The sequence below is a fragment of the Marinobacter persicus genome (assembly GCF_002934325.1).
GTDB lineage: Bacteria > Pseudomonadota > Gammaproteobacteria > Pseudomonadales > Oleiphilaceae > Marinobacter > Marinobacter persicus_A.
The window spans coordinates 84338-98368 of record NZ_PTIV01000005.1; the positions used below are offsets into that span (position 1 = coordinate 84338).

The following is a 14031-nucleotide window of genomic DNA, read 5'->3' on the forward strand; positions in this document are numbered from 1 at the left end:
CGGCTCCGGCGGGTTTTTTTATGAGCGGCCGAACGGTTTGATCAGCACGATCAGTCGCGGCAGCAACGTCAGCGCGCCCACCAGCGCCATGAACATGGCAAAGCTGGTGAACAGCCCGAAATAGATGGTCGGGATGAAGTTCGACAGCACCAGAATCGAGAAGCCGGTAATGATGGTCAGGGAGGTGAAGAACATGGCCTGACCGATGCTCCGGTGACAGCGGTGCATGGTAGCCAGGTAGTCCCGGTCTTTGGCGAACTCGGTCTTGAAACGATGGATGTAGTGGATGGTGTCGTCCACCGCGATGCCGACGGTGATGGCCGCCACGGTGATGGTCATCATATCCAGGGGGATGCCCAGCCAGCCCATCAGGCCCAGTACCGAGCCGGCCGCAATCAGGTTGGGCGCCAGCCCAATCAGTGCCAGGGTGAGGGAACGGAACAGGATCAGGAACATCACCAGGATGGCGCCGAATACCACCCCAATGGTCTTGATCTGGGAATCGAACAGGCTTTGCAGCATGTTGTTGTACATGACGGTCATGCCGGACAACAGTACGCGATCCTCGTCATAGCCCAGTTTTTGGGTGAGATGATGACGGATCTTGTCGAGCAGTTCCTGACGCTTGAGATCAGGGTTGGTCTCGAGGATCCGGATGCTGAATCGTGCCTTATCGTGTTCTTCGGAAATGTAGGGCGTCAGCAGAATGTCTTTCAGGTCTTCTGGCACGGCAGCGGGCACGAAGGCCAGCTCCAGTGCGTCCAGCGGCTCGCCCTGGTTAACCTGTGCCAACAGGGCCAGGGTGGTGTCGATTGACAGAACCTTGCCGGTTTCCGGCAGGCTGTCCAGATACTCGTGCACCTCTTCCAACTGCTGCATTTTCTGATAGGTGTACCAGGTATCACGGTACTCTTCACCACTGCCGCAGTCCTGAACAAATGGATCGCAGTCACTGGCAAAGGGGTCTCCACCACCATTTTCCGGGGCCGGTTTGTCGGTGATCACTACATCCAGCGGTGTGGTGCCCCCCAGGTGGTTATCAATGGTGATCATGCCCTGATGGATTTCCGTGGAAGGCTTGAAGTAATCGATAAAACTGTTTTCCACGGTAAGGCGGCTCAGGCCGATCACACAAAGCACTGCCAATATCCCGGAGCCAACGAGCACCGTTCCGCCAAAACGCTCTGTAAAGCGCGCGAAAGCGTCTGTGAAGGGTATCCGGTTGGAGGCCACCCGTTCATCAACAGGTGGCGGCATCAACCGTAGCAGGGCTGGAAAGACCAGGAACGTGATCAGGAAGGCCACAGTCAGGCCCAGGGTCATCATCCAGCCAAAATCAATCACCGGTCGAATGCCGCTGAAGGTCAGGGAACCGAAGGCCACGATGGTGGTGATCGCCATGTAGAAACAGGGCTTGATCATGGCCATCAGGGTGCGGTGCAGGATGTCCCGGGGGGCGGCTTCCGGTTCGTCATGCTGAAACTCCCGATAGCGCACGATCAGGTGGATGGTCAGCGACAGGGTCATGATCAGCAACAGCGAGATGAAGTTGGATGAGATAACCGTGACCGGCCACTGCGCCCAACCCAGGAACCCCACCATCAGCCACACGGTAAAGCCACAGCACAACAACGGCACCAGCACCCAGCGCCACTGGCGGAAGATGATCGCCAGGGTCAGCAGTAAAAACGCCAGCACGCCAACACCAAAGGTGGACAGGTCGTTTTTGATAAAGCGGATCATGTCGGCGACGATCATGGGTACACCGCCCAGGTGGATGGTGGCCTGATCGCGATACCGGTCGAGGATATCTCGCACCTGGCCGATGGTCTGGTCGCGCTCATTGCCCATCTGTTCGGTGAACTGGATGAATTCGCTGCTGATGCGCTTCAGTTCCGCCTGCTCAGCGGCACTGGCACTGCCCGCCTGCACCTTGTCCCGAAGGTCGTTACGCTGGTTCAGCAGTTCAAAGTATTGCTTCGGGGTGGGAAGATTGACCTGAATGGCTGTTGTCTCGGCGTTTTCACCAATCAGCAGGTTGGGGTAGAGCGGGTTGTTCAGCAACGCCTGGCGAGCGGTTTCCGGCGGCACATCGTCGGTGTCGATGGTTTTGATTTCACTGTCGACCGAGTCCAGGTTGAGATCGGGGCTGTGCAGCAGTGGCACGTTAAGAATGCTGTTGGTGGAGCTCACCGCATCCAGTGCGGCCAGCTCATCCCGCAGGGCTGCCAGGCGCTCCAGGCCCGAGCGGGTAAACAGCTCCTGGTCTGGCGTGTAAGTCACCACCAGGAAGTCGTCGGAGCTGGTAAATATGCGGTTTACCCGGCGGTATTGCTCCAGTGACCGGTCGTTTTCCAGGACCAATGACTCGGCGGAGGCGTCAAGCCGGAACTGGCCAAAGCCAAGGGCGGTGCCGGCCAGTAGCAGGCCGAGCAGAATCAGTACGAGCCAGGGATGGGCGAGGATAACACGGTCGTAAAAGGCGCCAAGGCGATCCATGAACAAGGTCTCTGCGGGTGGAACGAGGTGCAGAGTTTGCCACAATCTTTAGTTAACTGTGACCTTTGACGACGCATTATCCAGGGATTCGATCAGTTGTTTCAGGCGCCGGGCCATATCCGCGCTCTCGGACAGCTCGGTGACCATGCTCTGGGTGGTCTCCCGGATACCCTGGATATTGGCCAGGACTTCGTCGGTACCGGAAGTCTGTTCGGACGACAGGTTGGCGATTTCCTGATTGGTCTGGTTGATGCGACTGACTACCTCATTGATGGCTTCGAGGGCTTTCCGGCCTTGCTCGGATTCCTCGACACAGCGGTTGGCGTCTTCAGAACTGCCGGTCATCTGGTCCACGGCATCGTTCATCGCGGTGAGCAATCGGTCCAGGGTGGTCTGGATCTGGTCGGTGGAATCCTGCACCCGGCGCGCCAGGTTGCGGACTTCGTCTGCGACCACGGCGAAGCCACGACCCTGCTCACCGGCCCGGGCGGCCTCGATGGCGGCATTCAGTGCCAGCAGGTTGGTCTGCTCGGCAATGCCTTGAATTTCGGTGATGGCGTGGCCGATTTCCTGGCTGTTCTCGGCCAGTGATTCCACGCTGCTGGCGGAACTGCGCACCACATCGGCGAGTTTCCGGATGCTGTCCGCACTCTGGCTGACGCGCTCGCCGCCGGAGATAGCGGTTTCCCGGGCTTCATGGGACAGGGTATTGGCAATGCCTGCCTGTTCGGCGATGCCGACGAAGCTCTGCAGCATGGTTTCAATGACTTCGGCGGATCGGTCCGCGCCTTCCTGCTGTCGGCCCAGGTCGTCACGACGGGCCTCGGCGGCCTCGGTCAGGGCCTGAACCTCCTGGTGCAGCCGCTCGGTGGCCTGCTTCATGCTCTTGACCACCTCTTCAGTGCGATCCTGCATGGCGTTGAAGGCTGTGGCCATCTGGCCGATTTCATCATTGGAGTCGACATGGGCGCGCTGGCTCAGGTTGCCGCTGGCCTGGACTGACACCATGGTGTCTTTCAGTCGGTTAACGTGCCGTTCAATAAAGGAGATCAGCAGTTGTGAGCCGGCCATCTCCAGGCCCATCAGGATGGCGATCACCACCGCGAAACCCGGCAGGGTGTCGGCCACGACCGTCATCCAGGGGCGTCCCGTGTAATCAGCCATGACATAGGTGGCATAGAGGGCCAGCAGGCAGAGCACCGCCAGGACCACAATATTCAGCAACCAGAACTTGTACTTCAGCCGGATATTTCGCAGCAGAGACAGCATTAACTCGCCTTATTATTCTATGGCCTTGACCGGAATCTGCATGGCATTGGAAGACTCAGGGACTTCCGGTACGGCCAGGCCGAGATTGTTTTTATCAAAGACTTTATCAGCCCGGTAACTGGAGCGCACCATGGGGCCGGAGGGCACTTCCATGAAGCCTTTTTCCAGGCCTATGTCACGGAGGCGGTTGAATTCTTCCGGGGTGACGTAACGCTCCACCGGAAGGTGATTGGCAGTGGGCCTCAGGTATTGACCCAGGGTCAGAATATCCACGCCGATGGCGCGCAGATCATCCATCGTTTGCAGGATTTCTTCTTCGGTTTCACCCAGCCCCAGCATCAGGCTGGTCTTGGTGAGTACGTCCGGCCGGTGCTTCTTGGCGTGGGCCAGCACGTCCAGGGTTTTCTGGTAGCCGGCGCGCGGGTCGCGCACGCGGCGGGTCAGCCGCTCGACAGTTTCCACGTTCTGGGCAAACACATCCAGGCCGGAGTCCACCACCTGTTCGACCAGCGGCATCACGGCATCAAAGTCCGGGGTGAGTGCTTCCACGGCCACTTCAGGAGTGCGCTTTTTGATGGCAGCCACGCAGGCGGCGTAATGGCCAGCGCCGAAGTCTTCCAGATCGTCCCGGTCCACCGAGGTTAGTACGATGTAGCGCAGACCCATGAGTTCCACGGACTTGGCGGTGTTCTCTGGCTCTTCGTGATCCAGCCAGCCCTTCGGGTTGCCGGTGTCCACCGCGCAGAATTTGCAGGCACGGGTACACACCGAGCCCATCACCATGATGGTGGCGGTGCCGGCGGTCCAGCATTCGCCAATGTTCGGGCAGTGGGATTCCTGGCACACGGTGCTCAGCCGGTGTTCGCTGACGTTTTTCTTGACGGCATCGTAGCGTTCGCCGCCCGGCATGCGCGCCCTCAGCCATTTCGGCTTGCGCTCCAGGGGCTTGTCTTCCGTGCTGCCTTTTTGCTTGACGCCGTCCTTGATGGCGGAGAAGCCGTGCTCGTTACGGAATTTGGAACCACTGGTAATGCGGGGCTTTGCGCTGTCGCTCATTGGCCAGACACTCTCGGGTTAAAGCATGGAGGACTTTAAAGATTAATCGTCGGGCAGGGCAGTTACAAGACAGGTAAGGATAATCACGGGGAAACCGGGCGCTACATTGGTCGCACCCGGTGTTATTTGGTTGTGGGCTCAATCAGGCCTGGGACTTGTCCAGGGCCTGGGTGATGTCGGCAATGATGTCGTCCACATGCTCAATGCCGATCGACAGGCGCACCAGGTCTTCACTCACGCCGGCGCTCTTGAGCTCGTCGGCATCCAGCTGGCGGTGGGTGGTGGTGGCTGGGTGGCAGGCCAGGGATTTGGCATCACCGATGTTGACCAGACGCAGGATCATGTCCAGGGCGTCGATGAACTTGGCGCCAGCCTCGCGGCCACCTTTAATACCGAAGCTAAGAATGCCCGAGGCCTTGCCGCCACAGATCTTTTCGCAAGTCGCCTTGTAGGGGCTGTTGGCGAGGGCGGCGTAATTCACCCATTCCACGGCCGGGTGGTCCTGCAGGAACTGGGCAACCTTCTCGCTGTTCTCGCAGTGACGCTCCATGCGCAGGGCGAGGGTTTCCAGGCCCTGCATGATCAGGAAGGAGTTGAACGGCGACAGCGCAGAACCGGTGTTACGCAGCGGCACCACGCGGCAGCGGCCGATGAAGGCGGCTTCGCCCAGGGCTTCGGTTTAGACCACGCCATGGTAGGAGGGGTCCGGCTCGTTGAGCATCGGGAACTTCTCGGCGCTGGCTTTCCAGTCGAATTTGCCGGAGTCCACCACCACGCCGGCCACAGTGGTGCCGTGACCACCGATGTATTTGGTCAGTGAGTGGATCACGATATCGGCGCCGTGCTCGAACGGGCGGCACAGGAAGGGCGTGGCCACGGTGTTATCGACAATCAGCGGGATGCCGTGCTTGTGGGCGATGTCGGCCCATTTCTGGATGTCCACTACATTGCCGGCCGGGTTGCCGATGGACTCGCAGAACAGGGCGCGGGTCTGGTCGTCGATGGCTTTTTCCACGGCGTCGTAGTCGTCGTGGGTGACCATGCGGCACTCGATGCCCTGGTTGGGCAGGGAGTGGGCGAACAGGTTGTAGGTGCCGCCGTACAACTGGCTGGTACTGACGATGTTGTTGCCCACTTTGCAGATAGTCTGCAGGGCGTAGGTGATGGCGGCCATGCCGGAGGCCACGGCCAGGGCGCCCACACCACCTTCCAGTGCGGCCATGCGTTCTTCGAGCACACTGTTGGTGGGGTTCATGATGCGGGTGTAGATGTTGCCCTGCACCTTGAGGTCAAACAGGTCGGCACCGTGCTGGGTGTCGTCGAAGGTGTAGGAGGTGGTCTGGTAAATCGGCGTGGTGGCGGCCTTGGTGGTGGGGTCGCTCTTGAAGCCGGCGTGCAGCGCGAGGGTTTCCGCTTTCATGTCAACAATCCTTGCTGGTGATCTTCTTGGTAGTTGTAAGTAGAACTACGAAGTATGCCACAGGGAGCGGAAAGCACCCATAGTTTCAGGGGGTATCAGGATGTAAGTCGAAGTCTGTGCGTGGTGAGACGCAAGTAGGCGGGTAGGCCTTTCCAAAACACGCTGTAAATACGTCCCTGTAACGCTCGAGCTCCGCCATCCATGGCTCCGCACGGTTTTGGAAAGGCCTACCCGCCTGCTTGCTGGCTTTTAGTTACACCAAAGCTCCGTACGCCAGCGCTCTTAATTCCTGGCGCACCGGATAAGCCCGCGAGGGAATCAACTGGGTCATGAAGATCAGCACCAGGTCTTCGCTTGGGTCCACCATAAAGTGGGTGCCGGCCAGGCCGCCCCAGCCGTATTCGCCTTCCGAGCCAATGGTGTGGGACGCCGGTACGTCGGTTTTGACGGAAAAGCCGAGGCCAAAACCGGTGCCTTCGTAAGGAGTCTCGCTGAAGCCGCCAATGGACATTGTCGGGAGATCCTGGCCGCCGGGCAGGTGGTTGCGGCACATGAATTCCAGGGTTTTGCGGCCAATGATGCGGGCGCCCTGGTATTCGCCGCCCTGATTCAGGGCCTGGGCGAAGCGGAAGTAGTCGTCGATGGTGGAGACCAGGCCACCGCCGCCGGAATGGAAACGAGGGGGCTTCAGGTAACGGGAGCGTTCCGGATCGTCCTGCAGCTTCATGGTGTCGCCTTGCTGGTACAGGTAGCAGGCGGCAAAGCGGTCCTGCTGGTCCGGGCGCACGTGGAAGCCGGTCTCGGTCATGCCCAGGGGCTCGAAAATGTGCTGATGGAAGTACTCGTTCAGCGGCTGGCCGGAGAGCTGTTGCACCAGGTAGCCAAGTACATCGGTGGAGACCGAATAGTTCCAGGCGGTGCCAGGGTTGAACTCCAGCGGCAGTTCGGCCAGGCGATCCACCAGCTTGTCCAGAGTCAGTATCGGACTGCCATCCAGCTTCAGCTTGCGGTAAGCCGCATCCACTGGGGTGCGCTCGGTGAAGCCGTAGGTGAGCCCCGAGGTGTGGGTGAACAGGTCCCGAATGGTCATGGTGGTGGTCGCCGGCTCGGTCTCGAAGTCCGGGTAATGGCCACTTTTGTACACCCGCAGGTTCTTCCAGTAAGGGATGTACTTATGCACGGGGTCGTTGAGCAGGAACTTGCCCTGCTCGTACAGCTGCATCATGGCGATGGCGGTGACGGGCTTGGTCATGGAATACACGCGAAAGACGGTGTCGCGCTCCATGGGCCTGCCGCGTTCCACGTCCCGTTGGCCCTGGGCCTGGCACCAGACCACCTCGCCGTGTCGTGCCAGCAGCGTGACCGCCCCTGGAAGTTTTCCGGGTTGCACGTACTGTTCGTTCAGGTGCCGGTGTATACGACTCAGCCGATTGATGGATAACCCCGCCTGGACATCGGGGGCGGGGCGGTTGGTTTTGTCGTGAGAGCTGGTTGGGGTCATGGTGAAATTAATTATGGTTGTAGCTTAAAGGTTTTTAATAAAATGCCGGTATAATTGATCTGGATCACATCATCAAGAGAGTTTGCCAATGGCAGTGCTGAATAACCTGTCCCTGAAACTACGCCTGACCGTTCTGGTATTGATTCCTTTATCAGCGATAGCCGGCCTTTCCATCTATGCGCTGGTCGTTTTCGCGGATATCAACCGTGGTGTCTCCAGCATCTACAATGATCGCGTTGTGCCTCTGAAAGATTTGAAGATCATTTCTGACGAGTACGCGGTAAACGTAGTCGATGCGATTAATAAGGTGAATGCAGGGCTGCTCACCCCCGAAGCCGCAGTGGCGCTGCTGACAGACGCACAGGGTGTGGTTGAGAGGCGCTGGAACGACTATACAGGTACGCTCCTGACGGCAAAAGAGCAAACGCTGGTGAATGAGGTGGAAGCCCTGTTTGCGGATGCCGATCAGGCGATTGCCAAAGCCATTACTTTGTTGGAAAGAGCCCCAGCCAATGCGCGGGGCCAACTGGACGCCATTGACGGCCCTCTTTACACGTCGATTGATCCGGTGACTTCAAAAATTGCCGAGTTGATTGATTTGCAACTGGAGGTGGCTGCAGAGGCGCATCAGGACGTCAGCTCGCTCTATGACTTCAGTAAAGTGTTGTATCCGGTTGTTGCGGTTCTGGTGGGGCTGGTCGCTCTGATTGCCAGTGTGCTAATTATTATGTCCATTACTCGGCCTCTGGGCGCGATGAGGCAGTTGATGGCCAAGGTTACAGCGGAATCGGACGTGTCTGCCCGGGTAGTGGTGCAGGGCAGGGATGAGCTGGCCGAGCTGGGGCACTCGCTCAATACCATGCTCGGAGAGTTTGACGATATTATCGTCCGTTTTTCGGCGATATCCGAGGAAGTGGCAACGGCCTCTGAGGAGTTGTCTTCCATTAATGCCGATACGGAAAAGAATGTCGAGGCGCAATCCGAACAGACGGACCAGGTCGCAACGGCGATGCATCAGATGAGCGCGGCATCCTCCGATGTGGCGCGAAGCGCGGATGAGGCGCAATCGGCCGCTTTGGAGGCCAAAAACCTTGGTGGTGAAGGGCGCGAGGCCGGTAATCGAGGTCGTGAAGCACTTGAACGTTTGTCCGCTGACATCCGGCGAGTGTCCGATCGGATCAATGCGCTTGAGACCAAAAGCGGAGACATCCAACGTGTGACTCAGGTGATCAATGACATCGCCGATCAGACCAATTTGCTGGCGCTCAATGCCGCGATCGAGGCGGCCCGGGCGGGTGAGCATGGCCGAGGGTTCTCGGTGGTGGCCGACGAGGTTCGGTCGTTGGCGCGGCGGACTCAGTCTTCTACGGCCGAGATTTCCGAGGTGATCAATGGGCTGACTGAAGAAAGCAAGGCGGCGGTGGCGGTCATGCAGTCTGGCCTGGAGCAGGTGGAAGACAACCGGATGTTGATCGAAGAGATTGCTCAGACGATTAATTCGATGAGTGATGCCATCGAGCGAATTTCCCAGATGGGCGAACAGATTGCCAGCGCCTCGGAAGAACAGTCTGTGGCGGCGGAACAGGTGAGTGGCAATCTTACCCACATCGTGGACTTTTCGAGCCAGAACCTGACGGGGGCGCGCCAGTCCTCCGAAGCCAGCCAGGAGCTGGCCAGGTTGTCGGCGGAGATGCAGGAACGCTTCTCGGTTTTCAAGACATCGGCTTGACCTGAACCTAAACGACAAAAGCCCGGCTCCAAAGCCGGGCTTTTTTGATCGCGCATATTCTGGGCCTCGTAATGGCCCGAATCAGTAATCTGATTCCCGGGGGCGGGGAATTATCGGACATTTATCGTAGGCCTCAACCCTATTGCTGCCATTTCTGTTTTTGTAGGGGCCAAAACAGTCCTGAGCTTTTCGATAGCGCTCCATTGCCTGTTCGTACCGTTTTTTGCGCTCCATGGGTGTGGCAGGTGATGTCAAAGGCGGCCGTTCGGATGTTTTTGCATTCTCAGGTTTGGGGAGCGCTTCCTTGTGGTTTTCGGGCGCTCTGTCGGGGCTGTTCGCTTCGGCAGTGCTTTCTGCAGCATCGCGTATTCGCTCGGCCCTGGCATGAGCAGCTTCGACTTCTTCTTTACTGGGGGGCTTCGCTGAGAGTTCCACAGGGTTTGCCTCATCGCGGTGCTGGACCGGAACCCTGTCAGAAAAATGGACCTTCCCGTTTGAATCTGTCCACTGGTAGATTTCGGCATTGGTTGTCGGCGAGGAAAGAAGTAGTGCAGATATCAGGACACCTATCCATATGGAATCGAGCGGTTGTAGTTCCATTACGTCCCCCCCTGTTTTCAACCGATAAGCCTGGCAGGCGATTATTCCGTTAATAGGCTTGTATAAAGAATAAGCAGGATGCGTAAGGATAGCAAAGGCAAGGTCGGGCGGGATATTGCGCGTTAGGGGCTGCTGCGCCCCTCAGCGATTGTTTGATCAATCGTCCATGTTGTAGGCAATTTGTAGACACCCAATAAAAAAGGGTTACAGCGTGAACTGTAACCCTTTGAAATCTGGTAGCAAGGGGCGGAGTCGAACCGCCGACCCCGGCATTATGAGTGCCGTGCTCTAACCAACTGAGCTACCTTGCCATTTCGCTTTGGGCATCGCCCCAAACGAGGCGCGTATTTTCGACATTTGGCCTCAAGGTGTCAAGGCTTTGAGGCCAAAAAATCCCGAATTATTAAACGTTAAACCGGAAGTGGATGATGTCGCCGTCCTGGACGATGTAGTCCTTACCTTCCAGGCGCCATTTGCCCGCGTCCTTGGCGCCCTGTTCGCCATTATTGGCGACGAAATCTTCGTAGCCCACCACTTCGGCACGGATGAAGCCGCGCTCGAAATCGGTGTGGATCACGCCCGCAGCCTGCGGGGCGGTGGCGCCGATGCGCACGGTCCAGGCGCGAACTTCTTTTACGCCGGCGGTGAAGTAGGTCTGCAGGCCCAGCAGGTTGTAGCCGGCGCGGATAACGCGGTCCAGGCCCGGTTCTTCAATGCCCATTTCATCCAGGAACATGGATTTCTCGTCGTCTTCCAGTTCGGAGATTTCCGCCTCAAGCTTGTTGCAGATAGGTACCACGACGGCGTTCTCTTCGTCGGCAATGGCCTTCACTTGGTCCAGGTACGGATTGTTCTCGAAGCCATCTTCGTTAACGTTGGCGATGTACATGGTGGGCTTGACGGTCAGCAGGCACAGCTCACGGATCAGGGCCATCTGGTCTTTGTCCAGGCCCATGCTGCGTACGGGCTTGCCTTCATTCAGTACCGGCAGCAGCTGCTCGAACATGGCCAGTTGGGCCTTGGCATCCTTGTCGCCGCTCTTGGCCACCCGCTGGACGCGCTTGATGGCTTTTTCCACGGTGTCCAGGTCGGCCAGGGCCAGCTCGGTGTTGATTACTTCAATGTCGGCGGCCGGGTCCACTTTGTTGGACACGTGAATCACGTTGCCGTCGTCAAAGCAGCGCACCACGTGGGCGATGGCGTCGGTCTGGCGAATGTTCGCGAGGAACTGGTTACCCAGGCCTTCGCCCTTGGAGGCGCCTTCCACCAGGCCTGCAATGTCGACAAACTCCATGGCGGTGGGGATCACCTTCTGGGGTTTGACGATTTCTTCCAGTTTGTCGAGCCGTGGGTCCGGCATGGGTACCACACCGGCGTTGGGTTCGATGGTGCAGAAGGGGAAGTTTTCCGCGCCGATGCCGGATTTGGTCAATGCATTGAACAAGGTGGATTTGCCGACGTTGGGAAGGCCGACAATGCCGCAGTTAAATCCCATGGAATGCCTCTGCTGGTGCTGAAAATTTGCGCGGATTATACCGGGCTAATGGTAAGGGTGCGAGTAGGGCTGGCCGCTATGCTCAGGCGACGGGCTTGAAGCTGTGCAGGCGGTTCATGGCCGCTGCCAGGTTGCCGCCGGCTGCCTGGGGCAATACGCGGGTAATCTCGTCAAACACGGCGTGCAGGTCTTCGGTTTCGCGTTTGCCCAACCGGCCCAGTACGTAACCGGTCACTTTCCGGCTGTCGCCAGGGTGGCCGATGCCGATGCGTAAACGCTGGAAATTGTTGGTGCCCAGGTGAGCGATGGTGTCCCGCAGACCATTATGGCCGCCATGGCCGCCGCCTTTTTTCAGCTTAGCCGTGCCGGGCGGGAGGTCGAGCTCATCATGAGCGACCAGGATCTGTTCGGGAGAAATCTTGAAGAAGTCCGCCAGGGCCTTGATGGCAAGTCCGCTGCGGTTCATGAAGGTGCTCGGGTTGAGCAGGTGCAGGTCCAGGCCCTGCCAGTGGATGCGGGCGTAGAGCCCGTGGTACTTCTTGTCCGGACGGAGCGTCTGGCCCGCTTCACGGGCCAGCGCTTCGACGAACAGGGCACCGGCGTTATGGCGGGTATTCTCGTAGTCGGGGCCCGGGTTGCCCAGGCCGACGATCATGACAATATCCTGTGCCATTGCTCAGTGCCCCCGGAGGATTACTCCTCGCCGCCTTCTTCGCCTTCGGCTTCTTCGCTGTCGTCAGCCTTGGCGCCTTTCGGCTTGTGCACAGACACAACCGGCTGGTCGTGGTCTTCACCCTGCATCAGGGCGGCGGAGCGAACGCCTTCCGGCAGCTTCAGGTCGCTCAGGTGAACAACCTGGTCCATCTTGACGTCGTTCAGGTCAACTTCGATGAACTCAGGCAGGTTCTGCGGCAGACACACAACTTCCACTTCGGTCATGTTGTGGGAGGCAACGCCACCTTCAAGCTTGATAACCGGTGCAGACTCTTCGTTCAGGAAGTGCAGCGGTACCTGGACGTGGATTTCGTGGTCCTTGTCAACGCGCTGGAAGTCAGCGTGAGTCAGGATTGGCTTGTACGGGTGACGCTGCAGGTCCTTCAGGATCACGCTTTCTTTCTTGCCGTCCAGTTCGATGGTCAGAACGTGGGAAAAGAAGGCTTCGTTTTCCAGGGACTTCTTCAGCTCGTTGTGCCAGATGGCAACCGGAGTTGCATCTTTGCCGCCACCGTAGATGATGGCCGGGATTTTACGCTCTTCGCGACGCAGGCGGCGGCTCGCACCCTTCCCCTGGTCGTCACGAGGAAATGCTTCAATTACGAATTCCTGAGACATGATACTTACCTCGTTGTTCATTCAGGTGGCCCGCGACCAGGCGTCTTCCTGAATGAGTTTCTGAAAAGGCCGAGTTTTTCGGCCGACTAAAACAATCGGGAGCCCTGCAGGGCTCCCGATCGGAAATTTGCTTTTACGTCTGATACTTGGGCTGTGCCCAGATCACTCGTTTTCAAACATGGCGCTGATAGATTCCTCGTTGCTCACGCGACGAATGGATTCGGCGAGCAGCCCGGCCATGCTGACGGGGCGGATTCTATCACACTTTTTCACCTTGTCACCCAGCGGGATGGTATCGCAGACCACCAGCTCGTCGAGATCGGAATTGCTGATGTTCTCGATAGCCGGGCCAGACAGCACCGGGTGGGTGATGTAAGCGACAACGCGGGAGGCGCCGTGCTCTTTCAGTGCGTTGGCGGCCTTGCACAGGGTGCCTGCGGTATCGACGATGTCGTCCACCAGGATGCAGGTTTTGTCTCTGACGTCACCGATGATATGCATAACCTGGGACACGTTCGCCTTCGGGCGGCGCTTGTCGATAATGGCCAGGTCGGCGTCGTCGAGGCGCTTGGCTACGGCGCGGGCACGGACAACGCCGCCAACGTCGGGTGAAACCACCACGAAGTTGTCAAAGCGCTGGCGTTCGATGTCTTCGAGCAGTACCGGTGTGGCGTAGATGTTGTCCACGGGAATGTCGAAGAAGCCCTGAATCTGATCCGCGTGCAAATCAACGGTCAGTACACGATCCACGCCGATGCTGGAGATCATGTCCGCAACAACCTTCGCACTGATGGCAACCCGGGTCGAGCGTACCCGACGATCCTGGCGGGCGTATCCGTAATAGGGGATAACGGCGGTGATTCGTGTGGCGGAGGCGCGGCGCAGGGCGTCGGCCATCACGATCAGTTCCATCAGGTTGTCGTTGGTCGGGTAGCAGGTCGGCTGAATAATGAAGACGTCGTGACCACGAACGTTCTCGTCGATTTCGACGGTGGTTTCGCCATCACTGAAACGGCCAACGGTGGCCTGACCCATGGGGATGTGAAGTTTCTTGGCAATATCCTGGGCAAGTTCAGGATTGGCATTGCCCGCGAAGATCATCAATTTGGACACGTCTGTATCCTTCTCGG

The 14031-nt window shown here is 58.3% G+C and carries 10 protein-coding genes, 1 tRNA gene and 1 pseudogene; 1 reads left to right on the forward strand and 11 read right to left on the reverse strand.

Annotated elements, in window-relative coordinates:
• Positions 1–18: 18 nt before the first annotated feature.
• The 5 genes and pseudogenes from BY454_RS04505 to BY454_RS04525 all read right to left on the reverse strand — a co-directional run bounded on the left by BY454_RS04505 (position 19) and on the right by BY454_RS04525 (position 7745).
• Positions 19–2499: an efflux RND transporter permease subunit gene (locus BY454_RS04505; protein WP_104415606.1), complete on the reverse strand. Its 2481-nt coding sequence runs from the start codon at positions 2497–2499 to the stop codon at positions 19–21.
• A 48-nt stretch (positions 2500–2547) separates the two neighbouring features.
• Positions 2548–3768 carry a methyl-accepting chemotaxis protein gene (locus BY454_RS04510; RefSeq protein WP_104415607.1) on the reverse strand — a complete coding sequence of 407 codons (1221 nt, stop codon included), beginning with the start codon at positions 3766–3768 and terminating at the stop codon, positions 2548–2550.
• A gap of 12 nt (positions 3769–3780) precedes the next feature.
• On the reverse strand, positions 3781–4824 hold the full coding sequence (lipA, locus tag BY454_RS04515) for a lipoyl synthase (protein ID WP_104415608.1): 1044 nt from the start codon (positions 4822–4824) through the stop codon (positions 3781–3783).
• Positions 4825–4966: 142 nt separating this feature from the next.
• Positions 4967–6244 (reverse strand): annotated as a pseudogene (locus BY454_RS04520) (O-acetylhomoserine aminocarboxypropyltransferase/cysteine synthase family protein).
• Between the two features lie 253 nt (positions 6245–6497).
• A complete protein-coding gene (locus tag BY454_RS04525; RefSeq protein WP_104415609.1) occupies positions 6498–7745 on the reverse strand; it encodes a serine hydrolase domain-containing protein in 1248 nt (415 codons plus the stop codon).
• Positions 7746–7833: 88 nt separating this feature from the next.
• Between BY454_RS04525 and BY454_RS04530 the strand changes: the two genes are divergently transcribed.
• Positions 7834–9474 carry a methyl-accepting chemotaxis protein gene (locus BY454_RS04530; RefSeq protein ID WP_104415610.1) on the forward strand — a complete coding sequence of 547 codons (1641 nt, stop codon included), beginning with the start codon at positions 7834–7836 and terminating at the stop codon, positions 9472–9474.
• 81 nt (positions 9475–9555) lie between these two features.
• Here BY454_RS04530 and BY454_RS04535 read toward each other — a convergent pair whose 3' ends face one another.
• The 6 genes from BY454_RS04535 to BY454_RS04560 form a co-directional block, all read right to left on the reverse strand.
• The gene (locus BY454_RS04535; RefSeq protein WP_104415611.1) at positions 9556–10074 is read right to left on the reverse strand and encodes a DUF4124 domain-containing protein; all 519 of its coding nucleotides are present in this window, start codon (positions 10072–10074) and stop codon (positions 9556–9558) included.
• Positions 10075–10308: 234 nt separating this feature from the next.
• A tRNA-Met gene (locus BY454_RS04540) sits at positions 10309–10385 on the reverse strand.
• A 92-nt stretch (positions 10386–10477) separates the two neighbouring features.
• Positions 10478–11569, reverse strand: coding sequence for a redox-regulated ATPase YchF (ychF, locus tag BY454_RS04545; protein ID WP_104415612.1), 1092 nt, complete (start codon positions 11567–11569; stop codon positions 10478–10480).
• An 82-nt stretch (positions 11570–11651) separates the two neighbouring features.
• Positions 11652–12242 (reverse strand): aminoacyl-tRNA hydrolase, encoded by a 591-nt coding sequence (pth, locus tag BY454_RS04550; RefSeq protein WP_104415613.1) that lies wholly within the window; start codon positions 12240–12242, stop codon positions 11652–11654.
• Between the two features lie 20 nt (positions 12243–12262).
• The gene (locus BY454_RS04555) at positions 12263–12901 is read right to left on the reverse strand and encodes a 50S ribosomal protein L25/general stress protein Ctc (RefSeq protein WP_104415668.1); all 639 of its coding nucleotides are present in this window, start codon (positions 12899–12901) and stop codon (positions 12263–12265) included.
• 162 nt (positions 12902–13063) lie between these two features.
• Positions 13064–14014, reverse strand: coding sequence for a ribose-phosphate diphosphokinase (locus BY454_RS04560; RefSeq protein ID WP_104425540.1), 951 nt, complete (start codon positions 14012–14014; stop codon positions 13064–13066).
• Positions 14015–14031: the final 17 nt, after the last annotated feature.